General features: G+C 44.4%; 4 protein-coding genes. All 4 read left to right on the forward strand.

Going from position 1 to position 20511, the window contains the following annotated elements:
• Positions 1 to 6 precede the first annotated feature (6 nt).
• From NDQ71_RS22250 to NDQ71_RS22265, 4 genes are read left to right on the forward strand one after another with little or no spacing between them, the layout of a single operon-like run.
• Positions 7 to 5658, forward strand: coding sequence for a type I polyketide synthase (locus tag NDQ71_RS22250; RefSeq protein WP_301562770.1), 5652 nt, complete (start codon positions 7 to 9; stop codon positions 5656 to 5658).
• Positions 5659 to 5678: 20 nt separating this feature from the next.
• On the forward strand, positions 5679 to 9875 hold the full coding sequence (locus NDQ71_RS22255; RefSeq protein WP_192540193.1) for a non-ribosomal peptide synthetase: 4197 nt from the start codon (positions 5679 to 5681) through the stop codon (positions 9873 to 9875).
• Positions 9875 to 16231: a type I polyketide synthase gene (locus NDQ71_RS22260; RefSeq protein ID WP_225736423.1), complete on the forward strand. Its 6357-nt coding sequence runs from the start codon at positions 9875 to 9877 to the stop codon at positions 16229 to 16231. The genes NDQ71_RS22255 and NDQ71_RS22260 overlap by 1 nt, the downstream gene beginning before the upstream one ends.
• Positions 16228 to 20505, forward strand: a complete 4278-nt coding sequence (locus NDQ71_RS22265) for a non-ribosomal peptide synthetase (protein ID WP_192540195.1) — start codon at positions 16228 to 16230, stop codon at positions 20503 to 20505. Before NDQ71_RS22260 ends, NDQ71_RS22265 begins: the two co-directional genes overlap by 4 nt.
• Positions 20506 to 20511 lie beyond the last annotated feature (6 nt).

Raw genomic sequence — 20511 nt, forward strand, 5'->3', positions numbered from 1 at the left:
AATACGATGATGAATTTACCAAATATAAGTGATTCGGACATAGCCATTATTGGTATGTCTTGCCGCTTTCCCGGTGCAAAGAATATAGAGACATTTTGGCAGAATCTCAAAAACGGAGTCGAATCAATCACGACTTTTTCAGATGAAGAGCTACTCGACGCAGGCATAGAGCAGACGACACTTGAGCAGCCAAACTATGTTAAGGCTGGAGGAGTATTGCCAGATGTTGATATGTTCGATGCTGCGTTTTTTGGATTTACACCACGAGAAGCAGAGATCACCGACCCACAACAGCGACTTTTTCTTGAGTGTGCTTGGGAGGCGCTCGAAGATTCAGGTTACACCGCTAAAACACATCAATATGCTATTGGTGTGTATGCTAGCGCTAACTTAAGCTCCTACATTATAGATAATTTGCAAACAGCGGATAAATCTCAGGATGTTTTCGAATTTTTCCCAAAACTAATTGGTAATGATGCTGATTATGTAGCAACACGAGTGTCGTATGAGCTTGACCTCACAGGTCCGAGTATGGGGATCGCGACTGCTTGCTCAAGTGCTTTGGTGGGAGTGCATGTGGCATGTCAAAACCTCCTTAATGGAGAGTGTGATATGGCTTTAGCTGGAGGTGCAGGGCTTGTTCTGCCACAAAAAAAAGGTTACGTGTATTACGACGATATGCATGTGTCTGATGATGGTCATTGTCGTGCCTTTGATGCTGAGTCAACAGGCACGGTATTTACCAATGGGGTTGGGGTAGTGATCCTCAAGCGTTTAGAGGATGCTATCGCTGATGGTGACATTATCCACGCTGTTATTAAAGGATCTGCTGTAAATAACGATGGTGGCATGAAAGTGGGTTACATGGCGCCGAGTGTGGAAGGGCAAGCCAATGTGATTTCAGATGCCTTAGCGGTGGCCAACGTTGAGCCGAGTAGCATTTCCTATGTGGAAGCTCATGGCACAGGTACGCGACTTGGTGATCCTATCGAAATAGAAGGGTTGAGCCAAGCTTTTGAAGCGCGTACTGGGAATAAATTGCCTATTGGTACCGTGAAAAGCAATATTGGACATATTGGTGCGGCAGCAGGGATTGCCGGCCTTATTAAAACCGTACTTTCCCTAAAAAATAAACAGCTACCACCAAGCCTTCATTTTAAGACACCAAACCCTAATATTGATTTTGATAACAGTCCTTTTTATGTGAATAGCGAACTTATTGATTGGCTGGAAGGTGATGGTCCACGCCGAGCTGGGGTTAGCTCTTTCGGGATCGGTGGCACGAATGCACACGTCATCTTGGAAGAGGCGCCTGTTCTAGAGCGACAGGAGGTAGTGAGAGAAGAAGCTCGTCCATTGCAATTATTAACATTGTCTGGGAAAAGTGAAATCGCTCTTCAACAACAAGTCGTTAACTATGTTGATTATCTCAGTTCCCATCCTGACACAGCTTTTTCTGATATATGTTTTTCAGCCGCAAATCAGCGTAGCCATTTTGAGTATCGCCTAACTTTGGTCGCAGAAAGTACTAAAGAGGCGCTACAGCGACTAACAGATAAAAACTATCATGTCGGAAGCGCTGCTGAAGAGTCTCCTAAATTGGCCTTTTTATTTACAGGTCAGGGCGCTCAGTATTTAAAAATGGGTCAACAACTATTTGAGACACAGCCGCTATTCAAAGACACACTAGAACATTGCGATGACATTCTGAGACCACTTGACATTCCATTGATTGATTTTCTGTATGCTGAAGATGCAGATCCTGAGCTACTAAATCAAACTATTTATACGCAACCAGTACTATTTTCATTGGAGTATGCCTTGGCACAGCTTTGGCAATCTTGGGGCGTACAGCCAGATGCGGTAATGGGTCATAGTGTAGGTGAGTATGTAGCGGCATGTGTTGCTGGTGTGTTTAATTTAAAAGACGCTTTAACGCTTATCACAGCGCGCGGTCGTTTAATGCAAACCCGATGTAAGCAAGGAGAAATGCTGGCATTGCCTGTCGGAGAGACCAAGGCGCTGGAGCTGATAGCAGAATTTAAGGAAAGCGTGTCAATTGCGGCAGTCAATGGCCCTGACAGTGTGGTGATTTCAGGTGATATTGAGTCTATACAGAAGATTTCCGCCAGTTTAGTGATTCACAAGATAAGCGCTAAACCATTGGTGGTATCTCATGCTTTTCATTCGGTGATGATGGAGCCTATGCTCGCTGAGTTTGAGAAAATTGCAGCAAGTATTAATTATTCAGCGCCTCATATACCGATATGCTCAAATGTTACTGGGACTACTCTCAACGAACAATTCGCCACAGCCACTTATTGGGTCGAACAAGTGCGTCAACCCGTGCAGTTTGCATCTGGTGTCAAAGCGTTGCAAGAGCAAGGTATCAAAGCTTTCTTAGAAATTGGACCTAAACCTGTGCTGTTAGGCATGGCGGCGAACTGTTTGCCACCTGATACAGACGTGATTCAATTACCAAGTTTGCGAGAAGGCGAAGACGACTGGTTACAGTTGCTGGATAGTTTAGGGCGGTGGCACCGATGTGGTGGTGATGTAAATTGGCAAGCGTTTGACGAAGGCTATCAACGAAACAAAGTACCGTTACCATATTATCCTTTCCAGCGTCAGCGTTATTGGATTGAAGCCGATAAAACAGCATCTTTAACACAAACAGCAAAAACGCACCCACTTCTTGAATTCTTATTCCAAGATGAGCTTGAGCACTTCGAACAGTTCAAACGACTGAACAGTCTTGTCGATGACAAAGTAAAAGCGATGGACCCATATGAGCGTTTAAAGCTACTTCAGGTATTTGTTGAGCAAGATAAAAGAAGCCGCACGGTTACCAAATATTACGACTCAACTGCAAATTTGGAGACCCAAGACTATCACCTTGAAGAAGGCCGTTTTTTGAACTTTGGACCATTCTTTGAGGTGGTGCCAGGCTTTTCTTGGGTCTTGGCATTTTCTGATGCTCAAAAGTATCCGGAGCACTCCCGACTGGTACTGACTGCTCAGAAATCGATGCGAGAAGTCTTATTTAGAAAAGTAGATTTTGATGCTTGTGAAAAGGTGATGGACTTTGGATGTGGCTTCGGAACGGATATTTGTGTGTTAGCAAGAAAATACCCGCATCTTCAGCTTAGCGGTTACAGCATTTCGGGCGAGCAACTTGAGGCTGCAAATAAAAAAATATCTAAATTTGGCCTTGAGGGTCGAGTAGCAGTGTTCAATCGTGATAGTGCTATAGAGGAGTTCCCAGATCAGTTCGATTTGATCTTTGGGTTTGAAGTGGCACTACATATCAAAAATAAAACGGCACTCTTTGCAAATATCGGCAGTCACCTCAATCCAGGTGGCAAACTGGTCTTGGCTGATATTATTTCTAATACCCTGTTTGACATTGATCACGTGGAAACATCGTCATTTTTGATTACCAAAGATGAATGGGTGGAACAACTTACGAAAAACCAATTGAAGGTGATTGATTGCATAGATGCTAGTCATGAAATCGCAAACTTCCTAGAAGACCCGAATTTTGAAGTCAATCTGGCGACATTTGATTTAACCGATGAAGCACGTGCCGGTATTCGTTCACATAACCAGCTGGGGGGGCTTCTACGTCGTGAACTAGCGAGCTTTGTATTACTTAGTGCCGAGAAGGACACGCAGCTAAGCAGTGCTGAACTAAAGCGTTTAAACGAAGTCGGGTTAAGCAAGTTGAAGACTTATACCGAATTATTAAAAGGCTGTGTTGAGCAACATTTGTTGCCAGATAGTCTGTACGAAACGAATTGGCTACCGAGTGAGATAAGTGTTACTGATGAGCATGTAATTACTGCAAAAGGGCGCTGGTTGATTTTTTCTGATACTGGTGGTTATGGCCAAGAATTGGCTCAGCAATTAGAAAAAATGGGTGATGCTTGTATACAAGTTTATGCTAAAAGTGCACTTTGCGAGCACACTCTTCCAACCGCTAAAGGTAGCACTGTTTACCATTTAGACCCTGCTATACCACAAGATTTTCATTCGCTATTCGCTAACGTATCGGGTTCAGATCCAGAACTTAAGGGGGTTGTGTATCTTTGGGGTTTAGATAATCCAGATACAGCTAAGCTGACAACTGAATTGCTGACTCAAGCTCAGTCCCATAGTTGTGGCAGTGTTCTACATCTAGTTCAGGCACAAATCAAGCTAAAACAATCAGCCAAACTTTGGTTAGTTACTCATGATGGGGTGCAAGTAGAGTCCAAGAAGCATCCCCTCAATATTACTCAATCTACCCTATGGGGATTGGGCAAAGTGATAGCGCAAGAGCATCCAGAACTGTGGGGAGGGATGCTTGATAAACCTACAGTGACAGAACTGTTATCTGAGCTCACTTCAAGTGATAGCGAAGATCAAGTGGCATATGCTAATGGACAGCGATATGTGGCTAGAGTTTTACCGGCTAAGGCGCTAGAGGTGCGTTCAGGTGCTGCGTTGGATCCGCATGGATGTTACCTCATTACAGGCGGGCTTGGTGGGTTAGGGTTGCAGCTTGCTAGTTGGATGGTTAGAAAAGGTGCGCGTAATTTGGTTCTGGCTGGTCGTAGCGCTCCCTCAGATGCCGCAAAGGCAACTATCAAGCAGTTGCAATCTGAAGGTGCTGAGATACTAGTAAGTAGTATTGATATCGCCAATCAAGCACAAGTTAACGCTTTGTTCGATCAAATTACTCAGCGAAAAGTCCCACTCAAAGGCATTATTCACGCAGCTGGTGTAATGGATCAAAGCAATTTATCAGATCAAAACTGGTTGCGTTTTAGTCGAGCAATGAGGGCAAAAGTAGAGGGTAGCTGGAACTTACATACGCTTTCTCAACAAATGGAATTGGATTTCTTTGTTTGTTTTTCATCCTTGTCTTCACTATTAGGAGGTCTGGGAATGGGTAGCTACGTGACAGCTAACACCTTTTTGGATGCGCTAGTTCAGCATCGCGCTCAAATAGGGCTTCCTGCTCTTAGTATTAACTGGGGAGTGTGGTCTGAAGGTGGAATGTCCAAAAATATAGCTAACCTAGCTAGAGCGGGTGATACGAGCAGCCCGGAAGAGGAGTTTATTCTCGGTGTTGATTCAGGCTTAGCAATTTTAGATGCGTTAATAGGGCAACCAAATGTGTCATGTAAAGGAGTATTGCCTGGTGATCCAGTGAAGTATCTACAGACCTTTTACCCGGTGCAAGTCCCGCCTTTCTTATCTGAGCTGACGCGCAGAGAATCGAAGGATGAGCCTTTGAATTCAATGATTCAGCTGTTGCAGCAAGCTTCACAAAAAGAGCATAAAGAGATGTTAGTTGATTTCATTCAAAGCAGCCTTGCTGAGGTGTTGCGGATGGAAACTGCACAAGTAAGTGTGCAGAAATACTTAACTGCTTTGGGATTAGACTCTCTTCGCGCAGTGGAGTTTAGAAACCGGATCCGCACAGAGCTCAATATTGATATTCCGATGAGTAATATCATGAAAGACATCAGCGTGATGGAGTTAGCAGAACAAATTGGGACCGTATTGCGGAAAACTCCAACAGACGACAAGGAGGAGTTGTTAAACCAATTGGACTCCAAAGCGTTGAGCGGTGAAGAAATTGACTCTCTTTTTGATGAATACTTCGGCTAGATGGAAAATAGGTTGAACAGATGAATAATACTCAAGAAAACAACAAAGCGCTCACCACCGAACAAAAGCGAGCACTCTTACAACAGAAGCTACGTGCCGAAGTTGAGCTCAATAAGCACCAAAAGCATGTTAAAGAAGAGCAATTTGCTTACATCAGTGAGGCGTTGCCAGAGGTTAAGTCCGATCCGGATGGACGCTTTTTACCGTTTCCACTGACTGAAATCCAACAAGCTTATATGTTAGGTCGTGAAAGTAGCTTTGATTTTGGCGGTTTTGCCTGTCATTGGTACCATGAGATAGATTGCCCTTATGATGATCAACAGTTTAGTGCGTTTAACGAGGTCTGTAGAAAGTTAATTGATCGCCATGACATGTTACGCGTTGTGATGTTACCCGATGGGCAACAGCGCGTGCTTCCTCCAGAGGAAGTTCCACCTTACTCTATTGCAATTACAGACTTGAGCGAACAATCAGAAGAGGAAGTTACGTCACAGCTCATCGCGCTTCGTGAGGAGATGTCTCATCAGGTAATTGATGCTTACACCTGGCCTATTTTCGACATTAAAGCAGTTCGTACCGGACCACAGCTTATCAGGCTGTTCGTTAGTATTGATATGTTGGTGGTAGATGGCTATAGCGGTTTCTTATTATATAAAGAGCTTTATCAATTGATGAATGAGCCGCAAATTGCACTCCCTCCGCTACCACTGAGTTTCAGAGATTATGTATTGGCCTCAGGTAATCTCCAAGACACGATATATTACCAAAAGTCGCGCGATTATTGGTTCAATCGTATAGACAAACTACCTCCAGCTGCGGAGCTACCGTTAGTGCCCGCCTCCGCTGAAAATACACCTGTTCGATTTAGTCGCAGACACGATACTCTTTCAGCCGAACTGTGGCGCAAACTTAAAGAGCGAGGAACAAAACTAGGGTTAACACCTTCTAGTATTCTTACGGCAGTGTTTGCTGAGATCTTAAGTATGTGGAGTAAAAGTTCCCATTTCATACTTAACGTAACGCAATTTGACCGCCTACACCCACAGGTAAATGATATTGTTGGAGATTTTACTGCTCCGATGTTGTTGGAAATTAACAATACCAGTGTTGAATCATTTGAGCGTCGAGCGATCCGTATTCAAAGACAACTGTGGGAAGACCTAAGTCATAATGCAATCAGTGCGGTTGGCGTGTTACGTGAGATGACCAGGCGGCGTAAAGGGGCGTATGTCACAATGCCGATAGTGTTTACAAGTACATTATGGTCTGGTTCCGAACAAGAGAGTTTTGCAGGAGATATGTCTCCAAAAGGATGGCTTGGCGAGTCTGTATATGGCATAACCCAAACGCCCCAAGTTTTATTGGACCACCAGTTAGCGGAAATAAAGGGCGAACTGATTGTAAGTTGGGATTGTGTTGAAGAGCGGTTTCCTAAAGGGCTACTCGATAACATGTTTGACGCCTATCTTGATATGTTGAAGTTGTTAGCCTCCGATGAAAGCGCATGGCAACGTATCTCTTTCCAAGAAGAGCTACTAGCCAGTCAACTTACACAGCGAGCATTAGTAAACGACACAAAAGAAGTCGTTACGACAACACTACTACACGAGCTGTTTTTGGCCAGCGCACTTGAAAACCCTGCTGCACCCGCGGTGATCTCTTCCCTGCGGACCATAACCTATGGCCAACTATTGGCGCTCGCAGAACGGACTGCTCATTGGTTGCAGCGTCATGGAGCAGCACCGAATACTTTAGTTGCGGTGGTGATGGAAAAAGGTTGGGAGCAAATTGTTGCTGTGCTTGGCATATTGATGTCGGGAGCTGCTTACCTTCCTGTGGATGTTCATCAACCCACTTCTCGTAGGCGCTCGATTTTGGCTGATGGGAGTGTGCGCCTCGCGTTGACACAAGAAAAATTTGATAGCCTAGAATGGCCAAGCGATATTGAACGATTATGTATAACCGATGACCGCTTAGCGAGAGAAAAAGCGGTGGTAGCTGAAGTGCTAACTAGTCCTGAAGATCTCGCTTATGTATTGTATACATCTGGCTCTACCGGTACGCCTAAAGGCACCATGCTACCCCATCGAGGGCCTGTGAATACTATTTTGGATGTTAATCGTAAATTCGGTGTGTCAGACAAAGATAGAGCAATCTGTCTGTCAGCACTTAATTTTGATCTCTCTGTATACGATGTGTTTGGCATGTTGGCAGCGGGTGGCGCATTAGTGCTTCCCGATCATGATAAGGTACGAGATCCTGCTCATTGGCAAGATATGATAACGGCGCACAAGGTTACTCTGTGGAATTCAGTACCAACCCTTCAGCAAATGTTGGTGGATTATCTAGCATCAAGTGGCAAGACTGATACATCAAGTATGCGCCTGGTGATGATGAGTGGCGATTGGATCCCGATTGAATTGCCTAAACGCATTAGAGAATTTTGGCCGCAGATGACGATAGTCGGACTTGGCGGGCCAACAGAAACCTCTATTTGGAACAATTATTATGTGATTGAAGACGTTGATCCTCGTTGGACGAGTATTCCGTACGGTAAACCACTCGCAAATCAATCCTTACACGTTCTTAGTGATAACTTTGAACCTTGCCCTGTTTGGGTCACTGGAGAGCTTTACGTTGCAGGTCATGGTCTAGGTAAAGGGTATTGGGGGGATGAACAAAAAACGAAAGCGTCTTTTATCACTCATCCAAAAACCGGTGAACTTCTATATAAAAGCGGTGACTTAGCGCGCTATCTTCCTGATGGCAACTTGGAGATTATGGGGCGCTCAGACTTCCAAGTGAAGATCCGAGGTCACCGTATTGAACTTAACGAGATAGAGTCAGTACTTTCTGAATACCCCGGTGTTCGCGATGCCGTTGTAACGGCGGTTGGCGACGATCGTCAACTTCAATCTCTAGCAGCATTTGTTGTACCCGATAATATATGCAAGTCGAACGGGGTTAATGAATCTTTACATAAAGAGGAGGTTATTCTAGATCAGTCGATGGGGCTTGAATTTAAACTAACGCAACCTGGGATTCGACGTATAGAAGACGACGCGTTAGAAATATCTATTACTGCGCCGGAACTTGATAGTTCAGCTTGGCTTGCGCGTCAAAGTTATCGACAGTTTCGTCAAGAGCCATTCGAACTGCAAAGCTTAGGTCACTTGTTATCTTACCTTGCTTCAGTGAAACTAGATGAATCACCTTTACCTAAGTACCTTTATCCCTCCGCAGGCAGCCTTTACCCTGTTCAATGTTATGTGTATGTAAAGCCAAATCGTATCACGGGTCTTGAAGGGGGGGGTTATTACCATCACCCAATGAAAAACTCTTTGGTGCAGATGGCAAAGACAAACGACATAGGAGAGCAAATTTTTGCTGGTAATACTGATGTTTATGCAGAAGCGGCCTTTGCCATATTTTTAATCAGCGATCTTAGTGCGATCGAACCTTTATATGCTCACTTTTCAGAACGATTTTCTATTTTAGAAGCCGGTCATATTGGGCAAGTGTTAATGGAGTCTTCAACTCGTCATGGAATTGGTCTGTGTCCTATTGGAAAACAGGATCTTTCGTCCGTTGAAGCGCTATTTGGATTAGGAGAGCGTCATCTCGCCCTGTATACCTTTCTAGGGGGAAAGATTGACCCGGATCAAACCCAAAAGCTATCTCGTCAAGCTGCAAAACCAGCTTCTATAGTGGATAAACTAAAAGAGTTTGCACGAACTCGCTTACCTGATTACATGGTCCCTAACTCAATTGAGCTGATAGATGCATTGCCTTTAACGAAAAACGGTAAGGTCGATCGTAAAGCATTGCGTGCGAAAATAGGCTCACAGGAACCGACAGGAGCGGTATTTGTCGCACCAGATACAGATACTGAAAAGTCTATAGCGGAAATATGGGCTGCACTTCTAGGTCATGAAAATATAGGTATCAATGATAACTTTTTTGAAGCCGGTGGCGACTCAATGTTGATTGTACGGATGCAAGCAAAACTTCGAGAAGTTTTTAATGAGGAAATCCCTGTAACCACATTGTTCCAGCATGCATCAATACATGCGCTCGCACAGTTTTTAAGTCATGAAGGTAAAGTAGAAAGCGCGCTACAAAGCAAGGCAGGTAAGCGTCATGATAGGCGCAATTCGACTAGTCGTCGTAAACAGACACGTAAAAAACATCGTGGAGATTCTGGGGAGGTGGGCTAATGGAATCGTCATCAAACCATGAGTCAGACATTGCCATTATTGGGATGTCGTGTCGTTTTCCGGGAGCATCTAACATAAAAGCTTTTTGGGAAAATCTTAGCGGTGGAGTCGAGTCAGTATCATTCTTTTCAGATCAGGAGCTGTTGGCTGCGGGAGTTGACCCCGAATTGCTGGCTGCGCCTAATTATGTCAAGGCCAGTCCCACTCCGTTCGATGTAGATATGTTTGATGCAAACTTCTTTAGCTTTGCGCCAAAGGAAGCGCAGATCATGGATCCGCAGCAACGTATTTTTTTAGAGTGTGCTTGGGAAGCGCTTGAGGATGCGGGGTGTATACCTGAGGTCACAAAGGAGGTTGTAGGCGTTTATGCTGGCGCAGCGTTAAATAGCTATTTTTTCTATCATTTAGACCCTGAAGAAGTTGGCTTGGCGGGTCTTGCTGGCAACGAAAAAGATTATTTGAGTACACGGGTAGCGTACAAACTAGATCTTAGAGGCCCTGCAGTAACCATTCAGTCTGCTTGCTCCAGTGCTTTAGTTGCGATTCATATGGCTTGTCAAAACTTGCTGAATGGGGAGTGTGATGTAGCTATAGCTGGAGGAGTAGCCATCCGTAATTTTTATAAGAGTGGTTACCTCTATCAAGAGGATATGATTTTCTCTCCTGATGGTCACTGTCGCAGCTTTGATGCAGATTCAAAAGGTACATTATTTGGAAATGGTGCTGGGGTCGTTGTTTTAAAACCATTGACCGATGCACTGGCTGATGGTGACAACATATATGCGGTCATTAAAGGCTCAGCCATCAATAATGACGGAGCTCAGAAAGTTGGATACACAGCGCCGAGCGCCGAAGGACAAGCGGCAGTAATTAAAGAAGCACAGGCCATTGCGAACGTAGTGCCGCAGTCCATTTCTTACATTGAAGCTCATGGTACTGCCACCGCGTTTGGCGATCCTATTGAAATCGCAGCATTGACCCGAGTATTTAGAGAGTCGACGGATAAAAAAGGCTTTTGTCCTATTGGTACGGTGAAATCTAATTTTGGCCATCTGGATGCTGCTGCAGGTGTTGCGGGGTTAATTAAAACCATCCTTGCGTTGAAGAATCGGCAAATTCCCCCAAGTCTGCACTATAAAAAAGCGAACTCTAATATTGATTTTGATAATAGTCCATTTTACGTCAATACAGAGCTGAGTGACTGGCAAAGCAACGAGCAACCACGTCGTGCTGGAGTGAGTTCATTTGGAATTGGTGGCACTAATGCTCACATCATATTGGAAGAAGCACCCGATATATTACGTAAAACCTTAGGACCGAATGAGCAACGACCACAGCAGCTGCTAACCCTCTCAGCGAAAACTAAACCAGCCTTAGCTGACTTGATTGGTATCTATGACAAATGGTTTCTTGAAAATCCACATGGAGACCTAGCTGATGTATGTTGTACGGCTGCTCAAGGTCGTTGTCATTTTGAACATAGGTTAACGTTAGTGGCTGATTCTATTGAAGAGGCGCATGTGCGACTACAAAACAAAAATTACCGGGTAGATAAAGCGGCTGTAGCGGCACCGAAAACTGCATTCTTGTTTACTGGGCAAGGAGCACAATATATTGGCATGGGTCGGCAGTTGTTTGAAACCCAGCCACTTTTTCGCGAAATATTAGTACAGTGTGACGCTATTTTGCGGCCTCTGAACGTCCCATTGCTCGAACTACTTTATGGAGACAATGCGGATTCTGATATGTTGAATCAAACGGTCTACACGCAACCAGCCCTGTTCTCAATAGAGTATGCTCTAGCAAAACTTTGGCAATCTTGGGGCGTTTTTCCAGATGCTGTAATGGGGCATAGCGTTGGAGAATATGTGGCAGCCTGTATTGCTGACGTTTTTTGCTTGGAAGATGGCCTAAAGCTCATCGCGGCACGCGCTCGATTGATGCAGACCTTGTGTAAAACAGGTGAAATGCTAGCACTACCGCTAGATGAAGCGAAAGTGCAAACACTTATTGCGCCTTATTCAGATAGAATATCGATAGCTGCGATTAATGGCCCGCAAAGTGTCGTTATTTCTGGGGAAGCTGATGCAATAAAGCTGCTATCAGATAAGCTCAAGGAGCAGCACATTGAAGCTAAATCACTTGCTGTTTCTCATGCATTTCATTCTGTCATGATGGAGCCAATGCTCGCCGACTTTGAGAAAATTGCAGCGAATGTAAACTATCGTATGCCTAGTTTACCAGTTTGCTCAAATGTGACAGGTCAGCTAATAAATGATGAATTGACAAAGCCAACGTATTGGGTTCAGCAGGTGCGCCAACCTGTGCGCTTTGCAGCGGGGGTAGTTACTCTGCAACAGCAAGCTATTGAAATATTTTTAGAGATTGGGCCAAAACCTATACTGCTAAGTTTGGCTGGTCAGAGTATTTCTAATGAAATGATCCTACCATTACCAAGCTTACGTGACAGAGGACAAGATTGGCAGCAATTATTGGATAGCTTAGGTCAATGGCACTTGCGAGGTGGTGTGGTGGATTGGCAAACATTCTATGCTGACTATAAGCACAATAAAGTATCACTCCCTAGCTATCCTTTTCAGCGTGAGCGCTATTGGGTAGATAAAAGAAGTGTTAAAAAGCGGGCGCGACGAGATCCTACCCTGCACCCGCTGCTTGGTAAAAGGTTAAGACTAGCTGATGCAGAAAAGATTTACTTTGAGTCAGAAGTTGATCTGTCGTCTAGCGCTTGGCTGACAGAACATAGCTTCTTTGATATGAACATTTTTCCTGCTTCTGGCTACTTGGAAATGGCACTTGCAGCTGCAAAAAGTCTAACTAGCGAAGCTAAAGGCAAAATATTGGCTCAGTTACAAGATGTCAGATTTGAGCAAACGTTGATTTTAGAGCTGGCAGCCCCCCAGACAATGCAAGTTGTCTTGTCTGCAGATGATCAAGGATATGAATTCAAGATTCTGAGCCAAAAAGGAGAGGCTAGTTGGACACCCCACGTCTCAGGGAGATTAGTTGCTGTTCCGTCAGAGTTACCCTCCACCGTTAACATATTGGCGGAGGTACAATCTCAATGTCCCATTGAAATGAGTGTCGATGAGCATTACGCCATGGCCGAAGAGCGAGGTGTATCTTATGGTCCACGCTTTCGTGGAATTCAGCGCCTTTATAAGGGGCACAAAATGGCTTTGGCGCATATTCAATTGCCGGAACCTACAGCTACAGATGTTAACGAGGTAAGTAAATATTATCTCCATCCCGCACTGTTTGATGCCTGTCTACAAATTTTAGGAACTGCGATACCTGTTACTTCTGCTGGAACTTTTATGCCAGTTGGCGTTCAAGATTTTCGAGTTTATCAGTCCAGTATTCGTACGTTATGGAGCTTTGTGCAACTAGTGGAGCTGAGCGACGATAAAGTGGTGACCGACATTTCCCTATTTGATTTAAAGGGGGAGACTGTTGCTGAACTTAAGGGGTTTGAAATTGGCCGAATTGCTGAAGATACGCTAGTGCGCCAGTTTCGTAAACACGCAGACGACTTTTATGAAATTGAGTGGCAAAAGCTGCAATTAGACAAAACTATTACGACGGATGATTTAACTGATGGTCAATGGTTAATTCTTGCTGATAGACAAGGTATTGGACAAGCACTTGCAGCGAAATTCGAGCGGCAAGGAAAGCGTTGTGTGTTGGTATATGCCGGTTCTGATATTGAGCAGGATGGCAAGCTATATCTCGACCCATCTAGGCCTAATGAGGTGAAATCCTACTTAAATAGTGCCTTTGCAGCGTCAGGAGCTTCGCTCGATGGCATCGTGAGTTTGTGGAGCTTGGATGCTTCTAGCGCAGATGAATTGTGTCAAGGTTCTCTTGCTGAAGCGCAAACTTTGGTGTGTGGGAGCACTTTACAGCTTGTAAAAGCTATCACCGAACTCGGGCTCATAACCAAACTATGTTTAGTAACACAAAGTGCAGTAAAAACAGCCTGTAATTTGGAAACAATGGCGATTGCGCAAGCGCCATTATGGGGTCTAGGTAAGGTGATTGCGATGGAGTACCCTGAGTTGGGCTGTAAATGTATCGATCTAGATCAGAACGGATGCATCAACATGCTGTTTGATGAGCTTATAATGGGTGATAGTGAAGCGCAAATCGCTTTGCATAGCAATAAAAGGTTTGTCGCTAGACTAGTAAGTCATGGTTTAGGAGCAAACCTAGATGCGCTTGATATACCTTTGGAACCTTACCAAATGAGTATATCTCGTCGAGGGAGTTTAGACAGTCTAAAGTTGACGAAAACGCCACGTTTGATGCCGAAGTCAGGACAAGTCGAGATCAAGGTTAGTGCAGCAGGTCTTAACTTTAGAGATGTGCTTAATGCACTCGATATGTACCCAGGCAATCCTCCCTTTGGTGGAGAATGTTCGGGGATAATTATCGGTATTGGAGACGATGTTGAAGGTCTTAGTGTTGGTGATGCTGTGATTGCTGCAGCACCGAACAGCTTTAGCCAATCAGTGGTAGTTAATGCAAGTGAAGTTGTGATTAAACCTGAGCGATTAAGCTTTGAAGAGGCGGCAACTATCCCAGTGGTGTTTTTAACTGCTTGGTATGCGTTGCGAGAGTTGGCGTATTTATCTGCAGGTGAGCGTGTACTGATCCATGCCGGTGCTGGCGGCGTTGGAATGGCCGCTATCCAAATTGCTAGGTTAGTAGGCGCAGAGGTTTTTGTAACTGCAAGCCCCGCTAAATGGCGGCAACTCGAGTCTTTGGGGGTGAAAAATATCATGAACTCTCGAACTACAGAGTTTGCAGATCAAATCATGGAGCTAACTTGTGGTGAAGGGATTGATGTTGTTTTAAATTCACTAACTTCGGATGATTTTATTCCTAAAAGTTTGTCTGTACTGAGAAGTGGTGGACGCTTTTTAGAGATCTCTGTCGTCAACACTTGGCGCCCTGAACAGGTGAAAGCGTTCAACCCTGAATTATCGTATTTTCTAATTAATCTTGCGCAATTAGGTGAAGAGCAACCTGTTTTAGTACAAGAGATGATGAAGAAGCTGATGGGGCTTTTTGAATTGGGTGAACTGAAACCGATACCATATAAATCCTTCCCAATCAGCGAGTCAATTAGCGCTTTTAGATATATGCAACAGGGGAGACATAGTGGAAAAATTATACTAACTATGCCGAACCTTGCTGAAACACAAGCGCTTGTTCGTGATGGAGTCTCGTATCTTATTACTGGGGGACTTGGTGACTTAGGGTTGGAAGTCGCGCAGTGGTTGGTTAATAACGGTGCTCGCCACATTGTGTTAAGTAGTCGAAGTCAGCCGACAAACAAAGCAACAGAGATAATTTTACAGCTGCAAAGTGCAGGTGCACAGGTTCGGGTTATCAACGCCGATCTTGCCTGTGAAACACAGGTTGCTCAGTTATTTGCAGAGATCGATAGCAATATGCCAACTCTTAAAGGCGTGATTCATGCGGCAGGTCTATTAGATGACGGTGTTATAGCGCAGCAAGATATGGAACGTTTTGAACGAGTTATGGCGCCTAAGGTCACAGGCAGTTGGCATCTTCATACGTTGACAAAGAATAAGGCATTAGACTTTTTTGTGTGCTTCTCTTCTACTGTGTCTCTTTTGGGATCTGCTGGACAGGCAAACTATGCTAGTGCCAATGCGTTTATGGATTGTCTGGTTCATTATCGTAGGCAAATGGGGTTACCCGCGCTGTCTATTAATTGGGGACCTTGGGCAAGTATTGGTATGGCTGCGAGAATGTATGGGCATGAGCGAGAACTCGGTCGATTACACGCAACAGGGATTACTGCAATCAAGCCTAACCAAGGTATGTTGTATTTAGAACAGCTATTGTTGCAAACAGCCAGTGCACAGGTGGGAGTTATACCAGTGAATTGGAGCAAGTTCTTTGAGCAGTTACCAAAAGTGCCTATCTTTTTGTCAGAGGTAGTAAAGAGTACATCTTCTGTAGTTGATCCCATTTCGATAAAACAGCAGCTAAAACAAGCCCGCAAGGAAGAGTATCCAAATGTTCTTGCTGATTTTATTCGAAATAAACTCAGCGCTGTGTTGGGGATTAGTCGCGACCAAATTGACGTGAAGCAGCCCCTTACCAGTATGGCGCTAGATTCTCTAATGACGATTGAGTTGAGAAATCGGATCCGTTTGGAACTTGGAATCGATATACCGATGAGCAAATTTATGAATGCGCAAACAACCATACTAGATTTAGTACTTGAAATTGACCCGTGGCGAGTATTAAACATCAAACCCACCGAAACATTAAAAGAAGGTGAAGAGGAGTTTGAGCTATGAGTGCTGCTGAGACAATTCGTTCACTACTCGTTGAGCTTGGAGAAGTAGGATGCCGTATTTGGGTTGAAGATGGCAAGCTCAAAGTACGGACTTCTGCTGCTGGTCTTTCATCGGTGTTGAAGTTGCAGTTACAAGCTAATAAAACTCAGTTGTTAACCTATCTAACAGAGATGACTTCCGAAGCGCTAAGCTTACCTCAGCTTACATCAACGAACTCTCCTCCACAGTTACCTAAGCTTAAACCTAGCTCAAGAGAAGATACTTTTGAGCTATCCTATGGGCAACGAGCGTTTTGGTTTCTGTATTGTAATGAGCCTGCCAGCGCGGCTTACAATGTGGCAATGCCTTGGCGCCTCTCGTCGACAATAAATGTACCGGCACTGAAATCTGCATTGCAAGCTTTATTGGAGCGACATGCTTGCCTAAGGAGCACTTTTTCAGAACAAGATGGACAAGCGGTACAGCTTATTCATCCATGTCAAGACCTCTATTTTGAACAGTTAGATGCATCTGAGGATACCGAAGAAGCGCTATATCAAAGAGTAAGAGCTGCATATATACGCCCATTTGACCTCGAACAGGGACCGCTTCTTCGAGCTCATCTATTTACTCAAGCGACGGACAAGCATGTACTACTGTTAACAGTGCACCATATTGTTTTTGATGGTTGGTCGCTGTGGAATTTGATGTCGGAACTTTTGTGTGTGTATAGCTCAATAGTAGAAAAAAATACACCTGAATTGGCAGCATTGAGTTGGTGTTATCAAGATTATGTGAGTTGGCAGAATGAATTGTTTTCTAGCAGAGAGGGTGAGCGACTATGGTCATACTGGCAAAAACAGTTAGCGGAGCCACCCCCACCACTTGACTTGCCAACAGATCGGCCTCGTTCCCCTATGCAGGCGAACAATGGCGCTTCCATTCGTTTTTCACTGTCACAAGAGTTAACTGAGCAGCTAAAAGCGTATGTACTTAGCTCGGGAACTACACTCTATGTTACGCTGCTAGCTTGTTTTCAAGTGCTGCTTTATCGATATACAGGACAACGCGATATCTGGGTTGGTTCAGCTGCAGCTGGGCGGAGTCTTGCAGAATTTAAAGATATTTGTGGTTGCTTTTTTAACTTTATCGTTTTGCGCGGCAAACTGGATGAGACACAGAGTTTTTCAACGTTTTTGACCCAGATGCAACAAACCACTCTGGATGCTTTAGCACACCAAGACTACCCTTCTTTACTATTGATAGAACGGTTAGCATTGCAAAGGGAGAGTAATCGCTTTGCACTATTTCAAGTCGAATTTAACTTACAACAACCACAGCAGGGGCACGTATTATCCCCGGCATATTCAGCGAATGGAAGTAACAAAAGTTGTGCAATTAGCCACGGTGGGTTATTGCTGCAGCCTTATGATCTACCTCAGCAAGAAGGTCAATTTGATTTAAGTCTCGATGTGCTTGATGTTGCCGGACAATCCTTATCTGGCACATTTAGATACAACGCAGCTCTTTTTGATGCGTCTCGGATCCAGCGTATGTTGGGACATTTTGAGTCGCTACTTAAAACTGCAATCAGTGAGTCACAAACACCAATTGCTCAACTGCCTCTGCTAACTGAAGGTGAGCAACTGCAGGTTTTAGCGCTGTGGAGTAACAAAGAAGAGGCCCCAACTAAGGATACGCAGCCCCCTTTTTTGTGTATACATACTTTATTTGAGCAGCAGGTTGCCACAAACCCCAATGCCACAGCGGTAACTTTCAAAAATGAAACGATTAGCTATGGTGAACTTAATGAGCGTGCTAACGGCATAGCACACCAATTACGAAGCCTCGGGGTAGGTCCAGATGTATTGGTTGGTTTATTTGTTGAGCGATCGATGGATATTGTGGTTGGTATCTTAGCGATCTTAAAAGCTGGAGGGGCTTATGTACCGTTAGACCCTGAATATCCAGCTGATCGACTCAGCTTCATGGCGATGGATGCGAAACTTAAGGTGCTACTTTGTCATGAAGCAACGGTAGAGCGCATACCTCAATGCACAGCTCAGCTGTTGAATATGTCCAGTGAGGTTTTCCATGCCGAAAATAGCAGCAATCCTGAGCAGCTTGTAGGCCCTAGTAACCTTGCTTATGTTATTTATACCTCAGGGAGTACAGGTACGCCGAAAGGCGTCTGTGTTGAGCACCGTAATGTAGTGCGTCTCTTTAAAGCAACAGAGCAAACTTATCAATTTGGTAGTAGTGATGTTTGGACTTTATTCCACTCTCATGCTTTTGATTTCTCAGTATGGGAAATTTGGGGAGCACTAATTCACGGTGGCTCATTGGTAATAGTGCCTTACACTACCGCGAGAACTCCCAAATTATTTTATGAGCTATTGATAAATTCAGGCGTCACGGTTTTGAATCAAACTCCTTCAGCATTTTGCCAGTTGATTGAATTCGAGGAGACGCTTCGCTCAGATGTGAATGGAGAGTTATCACTTCGTTGGGTGATCTTCGGTGGCGAAGCGCTCAATCCAGCAAGGCTAAAGCCTTGGTATATGAGACATGGTGAACAAGGCCCAACCTTAGTAAATATGTATGGTATTACTGAGACAACGGTACATGTGACTGCAAAAGTGCTAAAACCGCGAGATGTAGAGGGGGCTTCTAGTAATATCGGCGTGCCTATTTCGGATCTTTATGTTTATATTTTAGATGAGTACTATCAACCTCTACCGATTGGTATTCCGGGAGAGTTATACGTTGGCGGAGCCGGTGTAGCGAGAGGATATTTAAACCGCGTAGAGCTGACAGAAGCGCGATTTATCAATGATCCAGTGAATAAACAAAGTAAAGAATTTGTTTATCGAACAGGTGATTTATGTCGGTGGATGCCAGATGGCTCAATTGAATATTTAGGCCGAGTCGATACTCAAGTAAAAGTTCGTGGTTTTCGCATCGAATGTACTGAAGTCGAAGACGCTTTATTATCACATTGTAAAATAATTGGTGTGGTGGTAGATGCGTGGGGGGAGGAAGAACAGAAGCAGTTAGTTGCTTGGGTACGATTGGAGGAAGATGCTGTTGAAAGCCAAGCGCTTGCAGAGGACCTACGAGCGTATTTGTGTGGTGTGTTGCCTAATTGGATGATCCCCTCTCGATGTGTGTTTGTTGATAAGTTTCCATTGACTCCCAGTGGAAAAACGGATCGGCGCGCTTTAACAGTGAGCAAGCTGGATATTGCAGATGAAAATCGGAAATATACAGCACCTGAGAACACGACTGAAGCAAAGCTCTGCCGCATATTTGCTGACTTGCTCGGCGCATCACGAGTTGGGGTGCACGATAACTTTTTCGAGTTGGGGGGCCATTCACTTTTATCGATGCGATTACTTTCTGCGGTGAGAAAAGAAATTCAAGTCGATGTTCCTCTTGGAGTGCTTTTTCAGTATCCGACGGTACGAGATTTGGCGAAGGCAATTCGAACACGTGAAGGCTGGCCAAAGAGCCTGCTAGTTCAGCTACAACTTGGAGACTCAAAGCCTCCGCTGTTTGTTATTCATCCCGTTGGTGGCGGCGTGCTGTGTTACAACGAGCTTGCCCAAGCATTGGGTTCTAATCGAAGTGTCTATGGTATACAAGCCATTGGGTTGGAAGGAAAAGCAGAGCCTCTCAATGATATTCAAGCTATGGCCTCTCGATATATTGAAGAAATGATAGAGCTTTACCCAAGTGGCCCGTATCATTTATATGGTTGGTCCATGGGAGGCGTTATTGCCTTCGAAATAGCTCAACAATTACAAGCTGCTAACCGCGAAGTTGGACTTATCGTTTTGGCAGATACCGGTCTTCCCAGTTTAAGTGAACAACAACAGATATCTAAAGATGAAGAAGTGTTACTGCATCTTTTAGCTGAGGCGGGTGAGCTAGATAGGGCATTTCAGCAAGCGCTTCGTACTACTCATAAAGAAAGTCGTCGAGCACTGATCCTTGAGAGGTTAGCACATTCACCAAGTCCTTTGGACCCAGAGGATATTGCAAAGCTTACTCCTATTTATCGGGCAAACCTAAGTGCAGTGTCTACTTACCAGCCTAACACTACGAATAATCTAATTCATTTTATCAGAGCGCATGAGCGACTGGACGGTCAAGAGGATTCATTCGTTTACTGGTGTGAGCTTGCTAAGCAAGTTGAGCTGCACGAAGTGAACGGAAATCACTTTACGATGCATAATCGAATGGGCGCGGAAAAAATTGCGACACTCCTCGAACATTACTTAAACAGAAATTAAATACAG

The organism is Pseudoalteromonas sp. KG3 (assembly GCF_030436385.1).
Classification (GTDB): domain Bacteria; phylum Pseudomonadota; class Gammaproteobacteria; order Enterobacterales; family Alteromonadaceae; genus Pseudoalteromonas; species Pseudoalteromonas prydzensis.

Coding starts and splice junctions, on each gene's coding strand:
- NDQ71_RS22250 (WP_301562770.1), top strand. CDS start 7: ATGATGAATTTACCAAATATAAGTGATTCGGACATAGCCATTATTGGT.
- NDQ71_RS22255 (WP_192540193.1), top strand. CDS start 5,679: ATGAATAATACTCAAGAAAACAACAAAGCGCTCACCACCGAACAAAAG.
- NDQ71_RS22260 (WP_225736423.1), top strand. CDS start 9,875: ATGGAATCGTCATCAAACCATGAGTCAGACATTGCCATTATTGGGATG.
- NDQ71_RS22265 (WP_192540195.1), top strand. CDS start 16,228: ATGAGTGCTGCTGAGACAATTCGTTCACTACTCGTTGAGCTTGGAGAA.